Source organism: Streptomyces sp. Inha503, from assembly GCF_047215865.1.
Lineage (GTDB): Bacteria > Actinomycetota > Actinomycetes > Streptomycetales > Streptomycetaceae > Streptomyces > Streptomyces lycopersici.
Window position 1 is genome coordinate 2,865,117 of sequence record NZ_CP178360.1, and the last position, 25,423, is coordinate 2,890,539.

The following is a 25,423-nucleotide window of genomic DNA, read 5'->3' on the forward strand; positions in this document are numbered from 1 at the left end:
CCCGGCAGGATCAGCGGTTCCTGGAGCGTCAACTCCTCCAGCGTCCCGCAACCGGCCAGATCTCCGGCGTGGATCGCCAGGTCCACGAACGCCGTGCCGGGCAGCAAAACGGTGCCGTGGACGGTGTGGTCGCCGAGCCACGGCATCGCCGCGAGCGACAGGCGACCTGTCAGCACCAGCCCGTCACCTTCGGCCAGCCACACCGCAGCCGCCAACAACGGATGCCCGCTCTGCTGCTGCCCAGCCGACGAAACATCCCCACGAGTGGTAAAGGTCTTGGGCCAGTAGTGCCGGTGCTGGAACGGATACGTCGGCAGAGCCACCTTCACCGCCCGGCCCTCGTCGGCGGTGACCGCGGCCCAGTCGACCTCGACACCAGCCGCATACAGACCGGCGAGCGCGCGTAGTGCGGTCTCGGGTTCGTCCTGGCCCTCGCGCAGCGCCGGGACCCATATCGCGGTGCCTTCGTCGTCCATCGCCGACAATGAGCCGTCCGGGCCCAGTTCGGCGAAGACCTCAACACCCTGAGCCCGTATCGCCTGCACCACATCGTAGTGACGGACCGTCTCCCGCACCTGCGACACCCAATACGCCCGATCCCTCACATCCGCACCCGGCGTCCCCAACACCATCGCGATCCGCGGCTCACGACAGACCACCCCGTCCAAAACCGCCCCGAACTCCTCCAACATCGGATCCATCAACGGCGAATGAAACGCATGACTCACCCGCAGCCGACGCGCCCTCCCACCACCCTCACGCCATACTCCAGCCAGCTCGTCCACCACAGACTCAACACCCGAAATCACCGTCTGACGCGCACCGTTGACCGCCGCAACCACCACACCCGACCGCCCGGCAACCAACCCATCCGCCTGCGCCGACGACGCATCCAACACCACCATCGCCCCACCCGCCGGCAACGCCTGCATCAGACGACCCCGCGCCGCCACCACCGCACACGCATCCGCCAGATCCCACACCCCCGCCACATACGCAGCCGTCACCTCACCGATCGAATGACCCGCCACACACTGCGGCACCACACCCCACGACGACCACAACCGGAACAACCCCACCTGCACCGCAAACAACCCCGCCTGCGCAAACACCGTCCGATCCAACCCCGCACCACCCGCCGCGATCACCTCACGCAAAGACCCCGGCAACAACCCCTCAAACCGCCCACACACCTCATCAAACGCCTCAGCAAACACCGGAAACGCCTCACACAACCCAAGACCCATCCCCACACGCTGCGAACCCTGACCCGAAAACACCACCGCAACCCCACCACCACCACCAGCAACACCGGACACCACACCCGGCACCACCCCACCCACACCAGCAGCAACCGCACCCAAACCCTCCAAAAGCCGATCACGACCCTCACCCACCACCACCAGGCGATGCGCAAACCCCGTCGTCCGCGTCGCGGCCAACGAGAACGCCACATCCCGAACCGAAACCTCCGGACGAGCCCCAACGAACTCCGCCAACCGACCCGCCTGCCCAGCCAACGCCACAGCCGACCGCGCCGACAACACCCACGCCACCGAACCCGCAGACACCAACCCATCCGCGACAACGGCATCCGGAATTGAGGCGTCCACCGCAGACACATCCTGGGCAGTGGCCTCCAGGGCCTCTCCGCCGTCGTCAGACCCGTCCAGCGCAGAGACGTTCAGGTTGGGCTCTTCAAGGATCAGGTGCACATTGGTGCCGCTGATCCCGAACGCCGACACACCAGCCCGCCGCGGACCGGAACCCGCTGGCCACTCCCGCGCCGTGTTGAGCAGTTCCACCGCCCCGGCCGACCAGTCCACATGCGACGACGGAGCATCCACGTGCAGGGTCTGCGGCAGCATCCCGTGCCGCATCGCCTGCACCATCTTGATCACACCCGCCACACCAGCAGCCGCCTGCGTGTGACCGATATTCGACTTCACCGAACCCAACAGCAACGGCCGACCCTCCGACCGACCCTGACCATAAGTCGCCAACAGCGCCTGCGCCTCAATCGGATCACCCAACGCCGTACCCGTACCGTGCGCCTCCACCACATCGACATCGCCCGGCTGCAACCCCGCACTCGCCAACGCCGCCCGAATCACACGCTGCTGCGACGGACCATTCGGCGCCGACAAACCATTACTCGCACCATCCTGGTTCACCGCACTACCGGAGATCACCGCGAGCACCCGGTGCCCACGCTCACGGGCAACGGACCACCGCTCCAGCACCAGGACACCGACGCCTTCGCCCCACCCGGTGCCATCAGCAGCCTCCGCGAACGGCTTACACCGCCCATCGGCAGCCAACCCCCGCTGCCGCGCGAACTCCACGAAAGTCTCCGGGGTGGCCATCACCGTGACGCCACCCGCGAGCGCGATCCCGCATTCCCCGGACCGCAACGCCTGCGCCGCAAGGTGAATCGCCATCAGCGACGACGAGCACGCGGTGTCCACCGACACCGCGGGCCCCTGCAACCCCAGCGAGTACGCCACCCGGCCCGACGCCACACTCGCGGCAGTCCCGGTCATCACATAACCGTCGGCGCCAGTTTGTTCCCCGGCCTGGTAGTCCGAGGCGATGATGCCGGCGTAGACACCCGTGTCGGAGCCACGCAGCGAACCCGGCTCGATCCCCGCGTCTTCCAGCGCCTCCCAACACGTCTCCAACAGCAACCGCTGCTGCGGATCCATCCCCAACGCCTCACGCGGACTGATCCCGAAGAACTCCGCATCGAACCCACCAGCGCCGTCAAGGAACCCACCCACCCGGGCGAAGGAGGTGCTCTCGTCACCGGGGTCGGAGCCGTCCAGGCGTTCCAGGTTCCAGTCGCGATCAACCGGGAATCCCGACATCGCGTCGGTGCCTCCGGCGATCAGCTGCCAGAAGCCCTCCGGGCCCTCGACCCCACCCGGGAACCGGCAACCCATACCCACGATCGCCACCGGCTCATGCTCGCGTGCTTCCATGTGCCTGAGGCGCTTGCGCATCTGGACGAGTTCAGCCGACGTCTTCTTCAGGTAGTCGAAGAGCTTTTCCTGATTCTCCATTAAAGGGCTTCCTCATCGACTCGTCGATCAAAGTCATCCGGTTCCGACTCATGCAATCGGAATTCTTTGTCAAGGAAATCAAATACTTCATCAGGAGTAGCTGAATCAAACTCTATGGAAGCGTCATCGGACTCGGCCGCCGATTGGACCTCGCCCTGCGCATCCATCCATTTGGACAGCATTCCGCGCAGGATCCTCGTGATTCCGTCGGGCGCCTCGCATGTTGCCGCCAGGTTCAGGAGACGGGATTCGAGCTGGCTGAGCTCGGCGATCACCGGGGCCGTCCCCGCCTCGCCGTCGGCGACCATTCCCGGCCGCAGGTACTCGGCGACCGCGGCCGGTGTCGGGTAGTCGAAGACCAGGGTGGCGGGCAGGCTCAGGCCCGTCTCGGCCGACAGCCGGTTGCGGAGCTCCAGCGCGGTCAGGGAGTCGATGCCCATCTCACGGAAGGCACGCTGCGGATCGACGTCCCCGGGGTCGGCATGGCCCATGACGACAGCGACAGCGGCCCGGACGATCCGCAGGACCTCCTGCTCACGCTCTGCGGGACTGAGCGCCGCCAACCGGGCCGCCCACCTGGCCGCCAAGCCGGCCGCAGCCGCGGCCACAGCCGCGGTCGGACGTGCGGAGACACCGGCGACCAGGCCGCGCAGCAGCGGAGGCAACGGCCCCCCGGCACGCGACAGCGCGGCCAGGTCCAGTCGGGCCGGGACCGCCAAGGGGGCGCCCAGCGCGGCGGCGGCCTCGAACAGTGCCAGGCCCTGACCGGTCGTCATCGGCTGGATGCCGCCACGACGCAGGCGGGACAGACCGGTTCCGTCGAGGTGCCCGGTCATCTCCGACGCCTGAGCCCACAGCCCCCAGGCAAGCGACTGGCCGGCCAACTGCCGGTCGCGGCGCTGGGTGGCCAGCGCGTCCAGGAACGCGTTGGCGGCGGAGTAACTTCCTTGGCCGGGGCTCCCCAGGATGGAAGCTGCCGAGGAGTACAGCACGAAGCCCGCCAGGCCCGCGCCCTCGGTCAGCTCGTGCAGGTTCCAGGCCGCGTCGGCCTTGGCGGCCAGCACCGTCGCCATCCGCTCGGGCGTCAGCGACTCCACCGTCACGTCGTCGATCACACCGGCGGCATGCACCACGGCGGTCAACGACCGATCCGTCGCGATCCTGGCCAACACCGAGGCGAGGACGTCACGGTCGGCGGCATCGCCGGCCTGCACCCGAACCTCCGCGCCCGACCGTGCCAACTCCGCGGCCAGGCGGGCCGCCCCCGGCGCGGCCGGGCCGCGCCGCGACATCAGCACCAGGTGCCGCATGCCACGGGCATCCACCAAGTGCCGGGCCAACTCCCCACCCAGCGTGCCCGTTCCACCCGTGACGAGCACCGTGCCCTGCGCATCCCACTCGGCGGGCGCGGTCCCGGGCTCCTCCGTCTCGGCCCGGACCAGCCGCCGCCCGAACGCCGCGACTCCCCCGCCGTCAGCAGCGGGACGGACGCAGACCTCAGGCTCGCCGGCTTCCAGTGCCATAGCCAGGACGGTGTCCACGTCGGCGTCACGGTCCGGGTCCAGGCCGGCTGACGGGTCGACGTCGACCAGCAGGAGGCGGCCGGGGTGCTCGGACTGGGCCGAGCGGACCAGGCCCGCCACCGCAGCGCCCGCCAGGTCCTGGCCGACGACCGCGCCCTGGGTCCAGACCACCAACCGCGAATCGTCCGTCTCGGGATCGGCCAGCCACTGCTGCACCCAACCCAACACCCTCGCGGCAGCCAGCTGAGCCGCCCGCGGCGCCGACGCCCCGGGCTCGGCAGCCGGAACCACCGCCACCACCACCGGAGGACTCTCGGAGCCGACCGACTCGCCGTGTCGCACCCACGGCACCACGGCGGCCGGGACCTGGAGAAGCGGGACCCAGTCGACGGTGAACAGCGACTGCCATACGTGTCGGCCCGACCCGGCGAACTGACCAGCCGGGATCTCACGCAGCGCCAACGATTGCGCGTGCAAGACCGGCTGACCGACAGCGTCGAACGCCGTCACCGAGACGCCGCCAGACTCACGGGCCAAGACCACTCGCAGGTGTCGGGCGCCGCTGGACAGCAGCCGCACCCCCGACCAGGCGAACGGCAGTCCCGTCCCAGTACCACCATCACTGGCGACCAGCAGACCGTGCAGGGCGGCATCGAGCAGAGCCGGATGCAGACCGAACCCGGCCACATCGGAGTCGATGACCTCGGACAGCTCGGCCTCGGCGTAGACGGTGTCTCCAGCCAGCCAGACCCGGCGCAAGCCCTGGAACGCCGGACCGTAGCCGTAACCACGCTCGGCGAGCGTCGCGTAGGCGTCGTCGACCGGAACCGGCTCCGCACCGGCCGGAGGCCAGGCCGGCAGCGGAGCGGGGGTCGGCTCACTGCCGACCGGGGCGAGCACCCCGACCGCGTGTCGCACCCACTCGCCGTCTCCGTCGCGGGAGGAGATCGTGACGGTTCGGCGACCGCTGTCGTCGTCGCTGTCACCGACGTAGACCTGGAGCTGAACGCCGCCCTGGCCGGAGAGGATCAGCGGTTCCTGGAGCGTCAACTCCTCCAACATTCCGCAACCGGCCAGGTCCCCGGCGTGGATCGCCAGGTCCACGAACGCCGTGCCGGGCAGCAGCACCGTGCCGTGGACCGCGTGGTCGGCCAGCCACGGCATCGCCGCGAGCGACAGACGGCCCGTCAGCACGAGCCCGTCGCCCTCGGCCAGCCACACCGCAGCCGCCAACAACGGATGTCCAGCCCGCTCCAAGCCGATCGACGGAGCATCCCCGCGACCGACCACAGCCTTCGGCCAGTAGTGCTGGCGCTGGAACGGATACGTCGGCAGCGCGACCTTCACCGCCCGACCCTCATCGGCGGTCACCGCGGCCCAGTCGACCTCGACACCGGCCGTGTACGCACCGGCCAGGGCGGTCAGCCAGCGGCTCCGGCCGCCATCGCCGCGCTGCAACGTGCCCGCCGCGACCAGGTCCTCACCCGCCTGCGCGATCGCCAAACCCAACACAGGATGCGGACTGACCTCCACAAACACCCGGTGGCCTTCCGCCGCGAGCGCGGCAATAACCTCACCGAACCGCACCGGCTCACGCAGGTTCCGGAACCAGTACCCGCCGTCCAACTCGGCGGTGTCCAGCACACGCGCCTCAAGCGTGGAGTAGAACGGCACCGCACTGCTGTCGGCAACCACTGCGGCCAGATCCTCGGCAAGGCGCTCCTTGACCGCTTCGACGTGCGCGGTGTGCGAGGCGTAATCCACCGCGATCCGCCGCGCCCCCCGATCCGCGTAGGCGTCCACGAACTCCGCGCACGCGCTCGCGGCACCGGCCACCACGACCTGCCGGGGGCCGTTCACCGCCGCGACCGACAGGTCCTCACCCCAGCGGGAGATCCACTCCCCCACCTCATCCAACCCGGCCGGGACCGACACCATCCCGCCCGTACCCGCCAGACCCGCCAACGCCCGGCTGCGCAAGGCCACAACCCGCGCACCGTCCTCCAAAGACAACCCGCCGGCGACACACGCCGCCGCGATCTCACCCTGACTGTGACCCGCCACCGCCGCAGGCTCCACACCATACGCCCGCCAGAGCTCAGCCAAGCTGACCGCTACCGCCCACGACGCCGGCTGCACCACATCCACCCGCGCCAACAATCCCGCATCCGCGAGCACATCACGCAACCGCCAGTCGACGAACGGCGCCAACGCCCGCTCACAGCGCTCCATCGCCGCCGCGAACACCGGCTCCTCATCCCACAGTCGCAGACCCATCCCGGCCCACTGCGCACCCTGACCCGCGAACACAAACACCGGCCGCAACACCGAACCAGCAACCCCGGTCACCACACCCGGAGCCTCCTGCCCCGTTGCAACGGCAGCCAGGCCCGCCACCAGTTGGTCGCGCTCATCGCCGATCACCGCCAAGCGGTGCGAGAAGTCCGTGGTCCGGGTTGCGGCCAACGAGAACGCCACATCCCGAACCGAAACGTCCGGGCGCGCCGCCACGAACTCCGCCAGCCGACCCGCCTGCCCGGCCAGCGCCGCACCCGACCGCGCCGACACCACCCACGCCACCGAACCCGCAGACTCCAGCCCCGACCCAGGCTCCAATTCAACTTGGACAGAGGCATCCTGAGCAGGCTCCTCAAGAATCAGGTGCACATTGGTGCCGCTGATCCCGAAGCCCGACACACCCGCACGCCGCGGACCAGTACCCGCCGGCCACTCCCGCGGCTCGGTCAGCAGCTCCACCGCCCCGGTCGACCAGTCCACATGCGACGACGGAGCATCCACGTGCAGGGTCTGCGGCAGCATCCCGTGCCGCATCGCCTGCACCATCTTGATCACACCCGCCACACCCGCAGCCGCCTGCGTGTGACCGATATTCGACTTCACCGACCCCAACAGCAACGGCCGACCCGCCGGCCGACCCTGACCGTAGGTCGCCAGCAGCGCCTGCGCCTCAATCGGGTCACCCAGTGCGGTACCCGTACCGTGCGCCTCCACCACATCGACATCACCCGGCTGCAACCCCGCACTCGCCAACGCCGCCCGAATCACCCGCTGCTGCGACGGACCATTCGGCGCCGACAAACCATTACTGGCCCCGTCCTGGTTGATCGCACTACCCGCAACCACCGCCAACACCCGGTGCCCACGCTCACGGGCAACGGACAACCGCTCCAACACCACCATCCCGACGCCTTCACCCCAACCGGTGCCATCAGCGGCGTCCGAGAACGGCTTACACCGCCCATCGGCAGCCAACCCCCGCTGCCGCGCGAACTCCGTGTATGTCCCGGGCGAGACCATCACCATGACCCCGCCGGCCAGGGCTATCCCACACTCACCGGACCGCAGCGCCTGCGCCGCGAGGTGAATGGCCGTCAGCGAGGACGAACACGCCGTGTCCACCGACACCGCCGGACCCTGCAAGCCCAGCGAGTACGCCACCCGGCCCGACGCCACACTCGCCGTCGTCCCGGTCAGGCCGAAACCACCGGCACCGTCCCGCTCACCGAGCTGGTAACCCGACGCGATGACCCCGGCGTAGACACCCGTGTCGGAGCCACGCAGCGAACCCGGGGTGATGCCCGCGTCCTCCAGCGCCTCCCAGCACGTCTCCAACAGCAACCGCTGCTGCGGATCCATCCCCAACGCCTCACGCGGACTGATCCCGAAGAACTCCGCATCGAACTCACCAGCGCCGTCCAGGAACCCACCCACCCGGGCGAAAGCGGTGCCCTCGCCACCGGACTCGGCCAGGTCGGGCGTCTCCCAGCCTCGGTTCACCGGGAAGCCCGACATCGCATCGGTCCCTGCGGCGATCAACTGCCAGAAGCCCTCCGGATCCTCCACTCCGCCCGGGAACCGGCACCCCATACCGACGATCGCCACCGGCTCATCCGCGCCAACGCGGACCACCGGGACAGCCACCGCATCGACAACCCCGTCCGGCCCGCAGGCCTCGGCCACCAGGAACCGGGCAACCTCCAACGGTGTCGGCTGGTCGAAGACCAAGGTGGCGGGCAGGCTCAGGCCCGTCTCGCTCGCCAGCCGGTTGCGCAGCTCCAGACCGGTCAGCGAGTCGATGCCCATGTCCCGGAACGCCCGCTGAGGATCGACGTCCCCAGGGCGACTGTGACCCAGAACAACCGCCGCAGCGGCCCGAACGACCTCCACGACGTCATGCTCACGCTCAGCGGGACTGAACGCGGCCAACCGCGCCGCCAGACCGCCCACGACCGCAGCCGCGGACGCGGACGGACGGGCAGGAGCGCCGACGGCCAGACCCCGCAGCAGCGCGGGCACCGGCCCGCCAGCACGCGACAGCGCGGCCAAGTCGAGTCGGGCCGGGACCACCAACGGCGCACCCAACGCGGTAGCGGCCTCGAACAGCGCCAAGCCCTGCCCGGTCGCCATCGGCTGGATACCGCCCCGGCGCAGGCGGGACAACCCAGTGCCGTTGAGGTGCCCGGTCATCTCCGAGGTCTGGGCCCACAGCCCCCACGCCAGCGACTGACCGGCCAGGTGCCGGTCGCGACGATAGGCGGCCAGCGCGTCCAGGAACGCGTTCGCGGCGGCATAGCCGGCCTGTCCCGGATTACCCACGATGGCTGCGGCCGAGGAGTAGAGAACGAAGCCGGCCAGGCCCGCGCGCTCGGTCAACTCGTGCAGGTTCCAGGCCGCGTCGGCCTTGGCGGCCAGCACCGGTGCCATCCGCTCGGGCGTCAGCGACTCCACCGTCACGTCGTCGATCACACCGGCGGCATGCACCACCGCCGTCAACGGACGCTCAACCTGAAGCCGCGCCAACACCGACATCAGGGCGCTGCGGTCGGCGGCGTCGCCCGCCTGCACCCGCACACTCGCACCCGAGGCCGCCAACTCGGCGACCAGGCGGGCCACTCCCGGCGCCGCCGGACCCCGCCGCGACAACAACACCAGGTGTTTCATCCCTCGGACGTCGACCAGGTGCCGGGCCAGTTCCCCGCCCAGCGTCCCGGTACCGCCCGTGACAAGCACCGTGCCCTGCGGGTCCCACTGAGCCGGGACGTTCAGCACGACCTTGCCGATGTGGCGTGCGGCCTGGAGATGGCGCAGCGCCGCCACGGCCTGCGACAACTCGAAGCACGTCACCGGCGGCGGGACCAGCGTCCCAGCCTCGAACATCGCCCCCAGCTCGGACAGCATCTCCGCCACCCGCGGCTCGCCCGCGTCCATCAGGTCGAACGCCTGGTAGACGACCTCGGGGTGGGACTCGGCGATTTGCTCGGGGTTGCGGATGTCGGTCTTGCCCATCTCCACGAACCGGCCGCCGCGCGGCAGCAGCCGCAGGGAGGCGTCCGTGAACTCCCCAGCGAGGGCGTTGACCACCACATCCATGCCCTCGCCACCCGTGACGGCCAGGAACCGGTCGCAGAAGGTGAGATCACGGGTCGAGGCGATGTGGCTCTCCTCCACACCCATGGCTCGCAGCGCGTGCTGCTTGGCCGGACTCGCGGTCGCGAAAACCTCAAGCCCCCATTCCTTTGCCAGCTGCACCGCGGCCGTGCCCACGCCACCGGTCCCGGCGTGGATGAGCACCCGCTGGCCCGGGCGGACCCGGGCCAGATCCCGCAACCCGTAGAACGCCGTCAGGAACCCTGCCGACACCGCCGCGGCCTGCTGGAACGACCAACCCTGCGGGATCGGGGCAAGCAGCCGACTGTCGACAACCCCGACCGGACCCCAACCCGACACCAGACCCATCACCGACTGGCCGACCGTCAGGCCGTCCACCCCGGGACCGACCTCCAGGACAACCCCGGCACCCTCCATGCCCAGGACCCGGCCATCCACGACCATCCCCAGCCCGCCGACAACGTCATGGAAATTCACGCCCACCGCACGCAGACCCACCCGCACCTGACCCGCCGACAACGCCACACCCGCCTCGGGAGCATCGATCACAGCGACACTGCCCAGGTCACCAGGCTGGCCGACCTCGACTCGCCAGCCCGAACCACGGGGGAGCTCCAGTTCCCCGGCCGCACCGGCCCGGACCAGCCGTCGACCGAACGCCGCGATCCCCCCGGCCTCGAGGCGGATGCGGACCTCGAACTCGTCGGCGTCCAGTGCCATGGCCAGGACGGTGTCCACATCAGCGTCGCGACCGGGGTCCAAGTCGGCTGACGGGTCGACGTCAACCAGCAGCAGCCGACCCGGGTGCTCGGACTGCGCCGAACGAACCAGACCCGCCACCGCAGCGCCCGCCAGGTCCCGGCCGGCGGCCGCGCCCCGGGTCCAGACCACCAACCGCGAATCGTCCGTCTCGGGATCGGCCAGCCACTGCTGCACCCAACCCAACACCGTCACGGCAGCCAGCTGAGCCGCCCGAGGCGCCGACATCCCCGCCGGGGCAGCCGGAACCGCAGCAACAACAACCGGTGCCACCTCGGACCCGACCGACTCGCCGTACCGCACCCACGGCACTCCAGCGGCCGGGACCTGCGGAAGCGGGACCCAGTCCACGGTGAACAGCGACTGCCGCGCCTGCCGACCGGAGCTGGTGAGCTGACCGGCCGAGGCCTCACGCAGCACCAACGACCGCGCCCGCAAGACGGGTGCGCCCACACCGTCGAACGCCGCTACCGAGACTCCACCCGGCTCGAAAGCGAACGCCACTCGCAACTGGCGGGCACCGCTCGCCAGCAGTTGCACCCCCGACCACGCGAACGGCAGCTCCGTCCCACCGCCACCATCACCGGCAGCCAGCAGACCGTGCAGAGCAGCATCAAGGAGAGCGGGATGCAGGCCGAACCCGGCCACATCGGAGTCGATGACCTCGGGCAGCTCGACCTCGGCACAAACGGTGTCCCCGGCGCGCCAGACCTGACGCAGACCCTTGAACGCCGGACCGTAGCCGTAACCACGCTGGGCGAACCTCTCGTAGGCGTCATCGACCGGAACCGACTCCGCACCCGCCGGGGGCCACGCACCCAACGGAGCCGGAGCCGGCTCACTGTCGACCGGGGCCGCCAGCACGCCGACCGCGTGCCGCACCCACTCGCCCTCCCCTTCACGGGAAGAAACCGTGACCGTGTGCCGACCACTACTGCCGTCGCTGACGCGGACCTGCAACTGCACGCCGCCCTGACCCGGCAGGACCAGCGGCTCCTGAAGCGTCAGCTCCTCCAGGACACCACAACCAGCAAGATCTGCGGCGTGGACCGCCAGGTCCACGAATGCGGTACCGGGCAGCAGCACCGTGCCGTGGACGGTGTGGTCGGCCAGCCACGGCATCGCGGCCAGCGACAGACGGCCCGTCAGCACGAGCCCGTCGCCCTCGGCCAGCCACACCGCAGCCGCCAACAACGGATGCCCGACCCGTTCCTGCCCAGCCGACGAAGCATCTCCACGACCAACGACGGCCTTCGGCCAGTAACGCTCCCGCTGGAAGGGATACGTCGGCAGCCCAACCTTCACCGCCCGACCACCATCGGCCGTCGCTGCGGCCCAGTCGACCTCGACACCGGCGGCGTAAGCACCGGCCAGTGCCGTCAACCACCGAGCACGGCCGCCATCGCCACGCTGCAACGTGCCGGTCGCGACCAGGTCCTCGCCCGCCTGCGCGATTGCCAGGCCCAACACAGGATGCGGACTGACTTCCACGAACACCCGGTGGCCCTCCGCCGCCAGCCCGGCGACGACCTCACCGAACCGCACCGGCTCACGCAGATTGCGGAACCAGTACCCACCGTCCAACTCGGCGGTGTCCAGCACACGCGCCTCGAGCGTGGAGTAGAACGGCACCGAACCAGAACCCGGGGACACCCCCGCCAGGTCCTCGGCCAAACGGTCCTGGACGGCTTCGACGTGCGCGGTGTGGGAGGCGTAGTCCACCGCGATCCGCCGCGCCCCCCGATCCGCGTAGGCGTCCACGAACTCCGAACACGCGCTCGCGGCACCGGCCACTACGACCTGCCGGGGGCCATTGACGGCCGCGACCGACAGGTCCTCACCCCAGCGGGAGATCCACTCCCCCACCTCATCCAGACCAGCCGGGACCGACACCATCCCACCCGTGCCCGCAAGCCCCGCCAACGCCCGGCTGCGCAACGCCACAACCCGCGCACCGTCCTCCAAAGACAACCCGCCGGCGGCACACGCCGCCGCGATCTCACCCTGACTGTGACCCGCCACCGCCGCAGGCTCCACGCCATACGCGCGCCACAACCCGGCCAGGCTGACCGCTACCGCCCACGACGCCGGCTGAACCACATCCACCCGCGCCAACAATCCCGCATCCGCGAGCACATCACGCAGTCGCCAGTCCACGAACGGCTCCAGGGCCGCCGCGCAGCGCTCCATCGCCGCCGCGAACACCGGCTCCTCATCCCACAGTTGCAGACCCATCCCGACCCACTGCGCACCCTGACCCGCGAACACAAACACCGGCCGCACCGCCGAACCAGCAACCCCAGTCACCACACCCGGCGCTTCCTGGCCCGTTGCGACCGCACCCAGGCTCTCCAGCAGCTGCTCACGGTCCCGACCAACCACCGCCAGGCGGTGCGCAAATCCTGTGGTCCGGGTTGCGGCCAATGAGAACGCCACATCCCGAACCGAAACGTCCGGGCGCTCCGCCACGAACTCCGCCAGCCGACCCGCCTGCCCGGCCAACGCCGCACCCGACCGCGCCGACACCACCCACGCCACCGAACCCGCAGACTCCGGCCCATCCAGGACAGGAACCTCCACAGCAGCCGCATCCTGCACGGGCTGCTCAAGAATGACGTGGACGTTGGTGCCGCTGATCCCGAACGCCGACACACCCGCACGCCGCGGACTAGTACCCGCCGGCCACTCCCGCGCCGTACTGAGCAGCTCCACCGCCCCGGCCGACCAATCCACATGCGACGACGGAGCATCCACATGCAACGTCTGCGGCAGCACCCCATGCCGCATCGCCTGCACCATCTTGATCACACCCGCCACACCAGCAGCCGCCTGCGTGTGGCCGATGTTCGACTTCACCGACCCCAACAGCAACGGCCGACCCTCCGGCCGACCCTGACCGTACGTTGCCAACAGCGCCTGCGCCTCAATCGGATCACCCAGCGCGGTACCCGTACCGTGCGCCTCCACCACATCGACATCACCCGGCTGCAACCCCGCACTCGCCAACGCCGCCCGAATCACACGCTGCTGCGACGGACCATTCGGCGCCGACAAACCATTACTCGCACCATCCTGGTTCACCGCACTACCCGCAACCACCGCCAACACCCGGTGCCCACGCTCACGGGCAACGGACCACCGCTCCAGCACCAGGACACCGACGCCTTCGCCCCACCCGGTGCCATCAGCAGCCTCCGCGAACGGCTTGCAACGGCCGTCAGCAGCAAGCCCCCGCTGCAACGCGAACTCCGTGTATGTCCCAGGCGAGGCCATCACCATGACGCCACCGGCCAGCGCGATTCCGCACTCACCGGACCGCAGCGCCTGCGCCGCCAGGTGAATGGCCGTCAGCGACGAGGAACACGCCGTGTCGATCGAGACGGCGGGACCCTGCAACCCCAGTGAGTACGCCACCCGGCCCGTGGCCACACTCGCATGGGTTCCCGTGATCCCATAGCCGCTCGCGCCGTCCTGCTCACCGACCCGGTACTCCGATGTGATGATTCCTGCGTAGACGCCGGTGTCGGTACCCCGCAGTGAACCCGGGGTGATGCCCGCGTCCTCCAGCGCCTCCCAACACGTCTCCAACAGCAACCGCTGCTGCGGATCCATCCCCAACGCCTCACGCGGACTGATCCCGAAGAACTCCGCATCGAAATCGCCGGCGCTGTCCAGGAAGCCGCCCACCCGGGCATACGTCGGTCCCGCATCACCGGACTCGGACAGGCCCGGCGTCTCCCAACCGCGATCCATCGGGAAGCCCGACATCGCGTCGGTCCCGGCAACGACCAACCGCCAGAAGCCCTCCGGATCCTCCGCCCCGCCCGGGAACCGGCACCCCATACCGACGATCGCCACCGGCTCGTCCCTACCGACGCGGACCGCCGATACGGCAGATACGGCGGCCACTCCGTCGGTTCCGCATGCCTCTGCGACCAGATACCGAGCGAGTTCCAGCGGGACGGGGTAGTCGAAGACGAGGGTGGCGGGCAGGCTCAGGCCCGTCTCGTTCGCGAGCCGGTTGCGCAGCTCCAGCCCGGTCAGCGAGTCGATGCCCATCTCGCGGAAGGCCCGCTGGGAGTCGATCTCCCCAGGGCTGGCGTGGCCCAGGATGACGGCGGCAGCGGCCCGGACGGTCCGCAGGACCTCCTGCTCGCGATCGGCGGGCGGAAGCGCGGCCAACCGGGCCGCCAGACCACCACCGACCGCAGCCACAGCCGCGGACCGGCGCACGGAGACACCACCCGTAACCAGACCGCGCAGCAACGGAGGCACCGGCCCCCCGGCACGCGACCACGCGGCCAAGTCCAGTCGGGCCGGGACCGCCAAGGGCGCGCCCAACGCGGTAGCGGCCTCGAACAGCGCCAGACCCTGCTCCGTCGACAGCGGTTGAACGCCACCGCGGCGCAGCCGGGACAGGTCAGCACCATCCAGATGCCCGGTCATCTCCGAGGCCTGGGCCCACAACCCCCACGCCAACGACTGGCCGGCCAGGTGCCGGTCGCGACGGTATGCGGCCAGTGCGTCCAGGAACGCGTTGGCGGCGGCGTAGCTGCCTTGGCCCGGACTGCCCAGGGCGGCCATGGCCGAGGAGTAGAGGACGAAGTCGGCCAGGCCCGCGTCTTCGGTCAGCTCGTGCAGGTTCCACGCCGCATCGGCCTTGGCGGCCAGCACCAGCGCCATGCGCTCGGGCGTCAGCGACTCCACCGTCGCGTCGTCGATCACACCGGCGGCATGCACCACCGCTGTCAGCGGACGCTCACCCGCGATCCTGGCCAGGACCGAGGCGAGGGCCTCGCGGTCGGCGGCATCGCCCGCCTGCACCCTCACCCGCGCACCCGAGGCCGCCAACTCGGCGACCAGGTGCGCGACTCCCGGCGCCGCCGGACCCCGCCGCGACATCAGAACCAGGTGCCGCATGCCACGGACATCCACCAGGTGCCGGGCCAACTCCCCACCTAGCGTCCCGGTGCCACCCGTGACCAGCACCGTGCCGTGCGGGTCCCAATCGGCCGGGACGTTCAGCACGACCTTGCCGATGTGCCGGGCGACCTGCATGTACCGAAGCGCCGCCACCGCCTGCGACAGCTCGAAACACGTCACCGGCGGCGGAGTCAGCGTCCCAGCCTCGAACATCGCCCCCAGCTCGGCCAGCATCTCCGCGACCCGCGGCACACCGGCGTCCATCAGATCGAACGCCCGGTAGACGACTCCCGGGTGGGACTCGGCGACCTGCTCGGGATTGCGGATGTCCGTCTTACCCATCTCCACGAACCGGCCGCCCCGCGGCAACAGCCGCAGCGAAGCGTCCGTGAACTCCCCGGCCAGCGCGTTGACCACCACATCCATGCCCTCGCCACCGGTCACGGCCAGGAACCGCTCGCAGAAAGCGAGATCACGGGTCGAGGAGATGTGGCTCTCCTCCACACCCATCGCCCGCAGCGCGTGCTGCTTGGCCGGACTCGCGGTCGCGAAAACCTCAAGCCCCCATTCCTTGGCCAGCTGCACCGCCGCCGTGCCCACACCACCGGTCCCGGCATGAATGAGCACACGCTGCCCGGGCTGGGCCTGGGCCAGATCCCGCAGCCCGTAGAACGCCGTCAGAAATGTCACCGGCACCGCTGCGGCCTGCTGGAACGACCAACCCTGCGGGATCGGGGCAAGCAGCCGGCTGTCGACAACCCCGACCGGACCCCAACCCGACACCAGACCCATCACCGACTGACCGACGGTCAGACCGTCCACCCCGGGACCGGTCTCCAGCACGACCCCAGCGGCCTCCAGGCCAAGGACCCGGCCGTCGGAGACCATTCCCAGACCGGCGACCACGTCGCGGAAGTTCACGCCCGCCGCACGCAGCCCCACCCGCACCTGACCCGCCAGAAGCGCCGCGTCCGCCTCGGGAGCATCGATCACAGCGGTACTGCTCAAGTCGCCAGGCTGGGTGACCTCGACTCGCCAGCCCGTACCACCGGGCAGCACCAGTTCCCCGGACGCGCCGGCCCGGACCAGCCGTCGACCGAACGCCGCGACTCCCCCGCCGTCACTAGCGGGACGCACGCGGACCTCGGGCTCATCGGCACCCAGCGCCACGACTAGGACGGTGACCACGTCAGCGTCGCGACCGGGGTCCAGGTCAGCCGCCGGGTCGACGTCGACCAGCAGCAGCCGGCCCGGGTGCTCGGACTGCGCAGAACGAACCAGGCCCACCACCGCAGCCCCCGCCAGATCCTGCCCGGCAGCCACACCCCGGGTCCAGATCACCAACCGCGAACCGTCGGTCTCGGGATCGGCCAGCCACTGCTGCACCCAACCCAACACCTTCGCGGCAGCCAGCTGAGCCGTCTGCGGCGCCGAAGCTCCGGAGAGAGCGGCCGGAACCGCGGCAACAACAACCGGCGCCACCACGGGCTCGCCATGCCGCACCCACTGCACCACGGCGTCGGAGAGCTGAGGTGCCGTCAGCGGAACCCAGTCCACCGTGAACAGCGACTGCCGAACCTGCCGACCGGAACCAGCGAACTGACCAGCTGAAGCCTCACGCATCGCCAACGACCGTGCCCGCAAGACGGGTTCGCCCACACCGTCGAACGCGGTGACCAAGACTCCACCCGGCTCGGGAGCGAACGCCACTCGCAGTTGGCGGGCACCGCTCGCCAGCAGTTGCACCCCCGACCATGCGAACGGCAGCTCCGTCCCGCCACTGCCACTGCCACTGCTGGCGCCGACGGCCAGCAGACCATGCAGAGCAGCGTCGAGCAGAGCGGGATGCAGACCGAACCCGGCCACATCGGAGTCGATGACCTCGGGCAGCTCGACCTCGGCGTAGACGGTGTCCCCGGCGCGCCAGACCTGACGCAGGCCCTGGAACGCCGGCCCGTAGCCGTAACCACGCTCGGCGAGCATCTCGTAGGCGTCATCGACCGGAACCGGCTCCGCACCGGCGGGCGGCCAAACATCCAGCGGGGCCGGGGCAGGCTCACTGCCGGCCGGGGCCAGCACGCCGACCGCGTGCCGGACCCATTCGCCCTCCCCTTCACGCGAGGAGACGGTGACGGTTCGGCGAGCGCTGCCGTCGTCGCTGTCGCCGACGTGGACCTGAAGCTGCACGCCACCGGAGCTGGGCAGAAGCAACGGCTCCTGGAGCGTCAACTCCTCTAGGACACCGCACCCGGCCAGATCTCCGGCGTGGATCGCCAGGTCCACGAACGCCGTGCCGGGCAGCAGGACGGTGCCGTGGACGGTGTGGTCGGCCAGCCACGGCATCGCGGCCAGCGACAGGCGACCCGTCAGCACCAGCCCGTCGCCCTCGGCCAGCCACACCGCAGCCGCCAACAACGGATGTCCAGCCCGCTCCAAGCCGATCGACGGAGCATCCCCGCGACCGGCCACAGCCTTCGGCCAGTAGTGCTGGCGCTGGAACGGATACGTCGGCAGCGCGACCTTCTGCGCGCCCTCGACGGTCACCGCGGCCCAGTCCACTTCAACACCGGCCGTGTACGCACCGGCCAGCGCGGTCAGCCAGCGGCTCCGACCGCCATCGCCGCGCTGCAACGTGCCCGCCGCGACCAGGTCCTCGCCCGACTGCGCAATCGCCAAACCCAACACAGGATGCGGACTGACCTCCACAAACACCCGGTGGCCCTCCGCCGCCAGCGCGGCGACGACCTCGCCGAACCGCACCGTCCGACGCAGATTGCGGAACCAGTACCCGCCGTCCAACTCGGCGGTGTCCAGCACACGCGCCTCAAGCGTGGAATGGAACGGCACCGAACCAGAAACCGGAGACACGCCCGCCAGGTCCTCGGCCAAACGGTCCTGGACGGCTTCGACGTGCGCGGTGTGGGAGGCGTAGTCCACGGCGATGCGGCGCGCCCCGCGATCGCCGTAGGCGTCCACGAACTCCGCGCACGCGCTGGCGGCACCGGCCACTACGACCTGCCGGGGGCCGTTGACCGCCGCGACCGACAGGTCCTCACCCCAGCGGGAGATCCACTCCCCCACCTCATCCAGACCGGCGGGCACCGACACCATGCCGCCCGTACCCGCCAGACCCGCCAACGCCCGGCTGCGCAAAGCGACGACCCGCGCACCGTCGTCCAAGGACAGGCCTCCGGAGACACACGCCGCAGCGATCTCACCCTGACTGTGACCCGCCACCGCGGCGGGTTCGACGCCATACGCCCGCCAGAGCCCGGCCAGGCTGACCGCTACCGCCCACGACGCCGGCTGGACCACATCCACCCGCGCCAACAACTCCGCATCGCCCAACACATCACGCAGTTGCCAGTCGACGAACGGCGCCAAGGCCGCCGCGCAGCGCTCCATCGCCGCCGCGAACACCGGCTCCTCATCCCACAGTTGCAGACCCATCCCGGCCCACTGCGCACCCTGACCCGCAAACACGAACACCGGCCGCAACACCGACGCCGAACCAACACTCCCAGTCACCACACCCGGCGCCGCCTGGCCCGCCGCGACCGCGCCCAGGCCCTCCAGCAGCTGCTCACGGTCCTGACCGATCACCGCCAGGCGATGCGCAAACCCCGTCGTCCGGGTCGCGGCCAACGAGAACGCCACATCCTTGGCCGCTACCTCCGGACGAGCCGCCACGAACTCCGCCAACCGACCCGCTTGCCCGGCCAGCGCCGCAGCCGACCGCGCCGACACCACCCACGCCACCGAACCCGCAGACACCGGCCCCAACTCCGAGACCGGCTCCAACTCCTCATGGGCAGGCTGCTCAAGGATGACGTGGACGTTGGTGCCGCTGATCCCGAAGCCCGACACACCAGCACGCCGCGGACCGGAACCCGCCGGCCACTCACGCGCCGTGCTGAGCAGCTCCACCGCTCCAGCCGACCAGTCCACATGCGACGACGGAGCATCCACATGCAACGTCTGCGGCAGCACCCCGTGCCGCATCGCCTGCACCATCTTGATCACACCCGCGACACCCGCCGCCGCCTGCGTGTGACCGATGTTCGACTTCACCGACCCCAACCACAAAGGCCGACCCTCCGGCCGGTCCTGGCCGTACGTCGCCAACAGCGCCTGTGCCTCGATCGGGTCACCCAACGCCGTACCCGTACCGTGCGCCTCCACCACATCAACGTCAGCCGGCTGCAACCCCGCACTCGCCAACGCCGCCCGAATCACACGCTGCTGCGACGGACCATTCGGCGCCGACAAACCATTGCTCGCACCATCCTGGTTCACCGCACTACCCGCAACCACCGCGAGCACCCGGTGCCCACGCTCACGCGCATCCGACAACCGCTCCAGCACCAGGACACCGACACCCTCACCCCACCCGGTGCCATCAGCAGCCTCCGCGAACGGCTTGCACCGCCCATCGGCAGCCAACCCCCGCTGCCGCGCGAACTCCGTGAACATCTCCGGATTGGGCATCACGGTGACGCCACCGGCCAGCGCGATCCCGCACTCACCGGACCGCAACGCCTGCGCCGCAAGGTGAATCGCCGTCAGCGACGAGGAACACGCCGTGTCGATCGACACCGCAGGGCCCTGCAAGCCCAGCGCGTACGCCACCCGGCCGGACGCCACACTCGCCGTGGTCCCCGTTATCCCGAAGCCGCCAGCGCCGTCCGGCTCGCCGACCCGGTATCCCAGCGCGGTGATTCCCGCGTAGACGCCCGTGTCGGTGCCCCGCAGTGAACCCGGGGTGATGCCCGCGTCCTCCAGCGCCTCCCAACACGTCTCCAAAAGCAGTCGCTGCTGCGGGTCCATCCCCAACGCCTCACGCGGACTGATCCCGAAGAACTCCGCATCGAACTCACCAGCGCCGTCCAGGAACCCACCCACCCGGGCGAAGGCAGCGTCCGCAGCACCGGGATCGGCGCCGTCCAAGCGCTCCACGTCCCAGCCCCGGTTCGTCGGGAACTCCGAGATCGCGTCGGTCCCTGCGACGATCAACTGCCAGAAACCCTCGGGGTCCTCGACCCCGCCGGGGTACCGGCAGCCCATTCCGACGATCACCACCGGTTCCTGCATCCGCGCAACAGCGGCAGGCGTTTCCCGCAGAACCTCTCGCTCGCCGGTCAGCTGCGACCGCAGGTAGGCCACCAGCGCTGTCGGTGTCGGATGGTCGAACAGGACGGTGGAGGGCAACTGGAGTGCAGTGGCGGACTTCAACCGGTTGCGGAGGTCGACCGCGCTGTAGGAGTCGAAGCCCTGCTCGCGGAAGCTCCGGTCGGCGTCGACGTCCTGCGGCCCGTCGTGACCGAGTACCTCGGCGGCAAGGGTCAGGACCAGACGGGCGAGCTGACGTTCGCCGTCCGCCCCCGACGAGCCGATGGCCAGGGCGCCTTCGTGCTGATCGGGCGTCACCTCATGACGTGATCCGCTCAGGATGGTGGAGCGCAGCTCATCCGTGAGGTCCGCGATGACGACGGATGCGTGGTCGTGTCCCACGGTCCAGGCAAGTACGTCGGCCAGATCGTCCGGATCGGTGTGACGCAGGCCGTCGACGGCTCGGGTGCCGGCACCGTGCCAGGCGATGAAGGTGGCCACGCGGCCGGCTGCCCGGCGCAGGCTCACCAGGGCATCGGCGAAGGCACCGTAGGCACGCTTGTCCGCGTCCTGCTCGATGCCGAGATGGGCGCCGGCGTGGGAGATCACGACGAACGCCGACAGCTCGCGGTCGACCGTCTGGTCGTGCAGGTGGAGCAGCGCCTCGATGGACCGTGCCCCGGCCTGGTCGTCCGGCAGGCAGACGACCGCGCCGGCGTCCGGCGGCAGGTCCGTTCCCCGGACGACCTCGGCGCCCGCGGCGGTCAGCCATCGGGTGAGTACCGCGCCGAGCGGGCCGCTGTCGTCACCGGCCAGCAGAACCTTGCCCTTCGGCTTCCACGGCGGCCGCGACGTGTCGGCGTCGACGGGTGCGACGCGCACCTTCCTGGCGAACACTCCCGCCGTGCGCAGTGCCAGCCGATCCTCGCTGTACTGGCCGCCGAGCACGGCACGCAGCAGGCCTCGGGTGGTGGCGTCCCAGGTTCGGGGCAGGTCAAGACATCCGCCGCGGCCGCCCGCCATCGACGGCCGGTCCCAGATCACGGACTGCCGCGGGTCGCCGGGCCGGTCGGCCGGCTCGGCGGGTACTGCCTCGACCGTGGCGTTCCACACCGGGACGCCGTCGGCGACCGGCTCTCCCGGGGGCAGGAAGGAGACCACGCCGACGGCCTCGGGGTAACGCTCAGCCATCAAGGCACCGACCTGCGACGGGTCGGCCTGAAGACGGTGGACCACGCCGCCACCGGCGGACAACGCCTCCAGCACCTCGGCGGCAACCCCCTCATCAGGGAACCCCGGAGGGACGAGGACCAGCCAGCTGCCACTGACCGCCGGCCGCATGTCCGCGGTCACCGGTTCCCACGCCACGCGGTACAGCTGCGAGTCGAACTTCGCACGAACGCGCTGACGTTGTCGCAGACCGGAGAGCGCCTGTAGCAGCGATTCGACCACCGATCGCTCGGCGGTCGGGCCGAGTACCCCGGCGAGCGCCTCGGCGTCGTTGCTCTCGATCGCCCGCCAGAACGCACCATCGGTCAAGTCGCCGTCGTGATCGACGGCGGCCACCGCCTCGGGCCAGTAACGCTCCCGCTGGAACGGATACGTCGGCAGCGCGACCTTGCTGGCGCCAGCAGCCGTTACTGCCGCCCAGTCGACCTCGACACCAGCCGCATACAGACCGGCGAGCGCGCGTAGCGCGGTCTCGGGTTCATCCTGGCCCTCGCGCAGCGCCGGGACCCATATCGCGGTGCCTTCGTCGTCCATCGCCGACAATGAGCCGTCCGGGCCCAGTTCGGCGAAAACCTCAACACCCTGAGCCCGTATCGCCTGCACCACATCGTAGTGACGGACCGTCTCCCGCACCTGCGACACCCAATACGCCCGATCCCTCACATCCGCACCCGGCGTCCCCAACACCATCGCGATCCGCGGCTCACGACAGACCACCCCATCCAAAACCGCCCCGAACTCCTCCAACATCGGATCCATCAACGGCGAATGAAACGCATGACTCACCCGCAGCCGACGCCCCCTCCCACCACCCTCACGCCATACTCCAGCCAACTCGTCCACCACAGACTCAACACCCGAAATCACCGTCTGACGGACACCGTTGACCGCCGCAACCACCACACCCGACCGCCCGGCAACCAACCCATCCGCCTGCGCCGACGACGCATCCAACACCACCATCGCCCCACCCGCCGGCAACGCCTGCATCAGACGACCCCGCGCCGCCACCACCGCACACGCATCCGCCAGATCCCACACCCCCGCCACATACGCAGCCGTCACCTCACCGATCGAATGACCCGCCACACACTGCGGCACCACACCCCACGACGACCACAACCGGAACAACCCCACCTGCACCGCAAACAACCCCGCCTGCGCAAACACCGTCCGATCCAACCCCGCACCACCCGCCGCAATCACCTCACGCAAAGACCCCGGCAACAACCCCTCAAACCGCCCACACACCTCATCAAACGCCTCAGCAAACACCGGAAACGCCTCACACAACCCAAGACCCATCCCCACACGCTGCGAACCCTGACCCGAAAACACCACCGCAACCCCACCACCACCAGCAACACCGGACACCACACCCGGCACCACCCCACCCGCCGCAACCGCACCCAAACCCTCCAGCAACCGCTCACGCCCCCCACCCACCACCACCAGGCGATGCGCAAACCCCGTCGTCCGCGTCGCGGCCAACGAGAACGCCACATCCTTCGCCGCGACCTCCGGACGCCCGGCCACGAACTCCGCCAACCGACCCGCCTGCGCAGCCAACGCCACAGCCGACCGCGCCGACAACACCCACGCCACCGGACCCGCAGACTCCACCCCCGACTCCGAGGCAGACTCCGGCTCCGCCCCGGGCTCAGGTGTCGCCGACCGTTCGAGGACGGGCGCCTCGCCGACCACCACGTGGCAGTTGGTGCCGCCCATCCCGAAGGAACTGACCCCGGCGACGAGCGGCCGGTCGGCCTGCGGCCAGGGCGTGGTCCGGGTCTGGACCCGCAGGTTCAGCTCGTCGAGCGGGATCTGCGGGTTCGGCTCACGGAAGTTCAGGCTGGCCGGGATCTCGCGCCCGCGGATGGCCAACGCGACCTTGAGGAAACCGGCGATTCCCGCCGCGGACTCCAGGTGGCCGATGTTCGTCTTGACCGAGCCGACGGCCAGCGGGCCGTGCTCGCGGCGGTCCCGTCCCAGCGCGGCCCCGAGCGCCGCCGCCTCGACCGGGTCGCCGACCCGGGTCCCGGTGCCGTGCAGCTCGACGTACTGCACGTCCGCCGGCTGAAGGCCCGCAAGCTGGTGGGCGCGCCTGATGACCGCTTCCTGCGCCGCGCTACTCGGGACGGTGAGACCGTCGCTGGCGCCGTCGCTGTTGACGGCGCTGCCGCGGATCACGCAGTAGACGGGATCACCGGCGGCCAACGCGCTCGACAGGGGCTTGAGGACGAGCACGCCGCCGCCCTCGCCGCGCGCGTAGCCGTTGGCGCGCGAGTCGAACGTGAAGCAGCGTCCGTCCGGCGAGAGGCCGCCGAACTTCGCTTCCTCGGCCGCCGTCTCCTGGCTGATGCTGAGCTTGACCCCGCCGACCAGCGCGCTGGTGCACTCCCCGTGGCGCAGGCTCTCGCACGCCAGGTGGACGGCGACCAGCGAGGACGACTGGGCGGTGTCCACCGTCATGCTCGGACCGCTCAGTCCGAGTGCGTAGGACACCCGGTTGGCGATCATGCCGCGCTGGAGGCCGGTGTTGCTGTGCGCCGTTGTCGCATCCGTGCCGCGCCCGCGCAGTAGTGCGGCGTAGTCGTCGCGGTTCGCTCCGATGAAGACGCCGATCCGGTCGCCGCGGACGGTGCCCGGCACGATGCCGACGTCCTCGAACGCCTCCCAGCTCAGTTCGAGCACCAGCCGCTGCTGAGGATCCATCGCGGTGGCTTCTCGGGGGGAGATGCCGAAGAACTCGGCGTCGAAGCGGTCGACGCTCTCCAGGTAGCCGCCGAAGGAGGTGCCGGGCAGGGCTTCGCCCGCCCGCGACCGGCCGATCTGCTCCCGGTCCGCCGGCACTCGCGTGATCGCGTCGCCGCCGCTGCGGAGGAGCTGCCAGAAGGCACCGAGGTCCGGTGCCTTGGGCAGACGGCATGACATGCCGATGACCGCGATCACGTCATCTCTCGCAGGAAGTCGTTCAGCACCTGGCATGTCCATCCGTCCCCCGCGAAGAAGGAAATGAGCGTTCTCAGAAGGCCGTGAGCCTGTTACGGCCGGTCCGGTCCCGGTACCGCGGTCCACTCGCACCGGTCAGCACGAGCCCTGGCGTCCGGGACGACCGCGTGCCTGGTGCCGCCCCTCCGGGTGCCCGCTGACGGCGCGGCAGATCGGCGCATCGGGGATCGCTCCGAGTCGCCCCGTCCCGCGCCGGGTGATCCAGTGGCACGGACACGAAGAGCACCGCGCACCGGTCGCCCCCCCGACCCGGCCGCGGCAATTCGCCCCCCGAGACACGCGGCAGGCTCACCGACCGATCTTCCAGTCCCTCATAGGTGAAAGCTCACCACGTGGGCGAACGGCCCGAAAATGACGCCGTTCCACCAGGCGCCCCATCGGGAGGCAACCAGGTCA

Annotated in this window: 2 protein-coding genes (1 of these 2 running past the window's edge); both read right to left on the minus strand. The window is 70.2% G+C overall.

The genetic code is table 11. From position 1 onward, the window contains the following. Window positions 1-3,062: the 5' end (the start) of an SDR family NAD(P)-dependent oxidoreductase gene (locus tag ACJX2R_RS11440; RefSeq protein ID WP_413099998.1), read on the minus strand. The gene continues 21,865 nt to the left of window position 1, outside the view; the window shows 3,062 of its 24,927 coding nt (coding positions 1-3,062); its start codon is at window positions 3,060-3,062; its stop codon lies off the left edge, out of view. Next, a complete protein-coding gene (locus tag ACJX2R_RS11445) occupies window positions 3,062-24,967 on the minus strand; it encodes an SDR family NAD(P)-dependent oxidoreductase (protein ID WP_413099999.1) in 21,906 nt (7,301 codons plus the stop codon). Before ACJX2R_RS11445 ends, ACJX2R_RS11440 begins: the two co-directional genes overlap by 1 nt. Window positions 24,968-25,423: the final 456 nt, after the last annotated feature.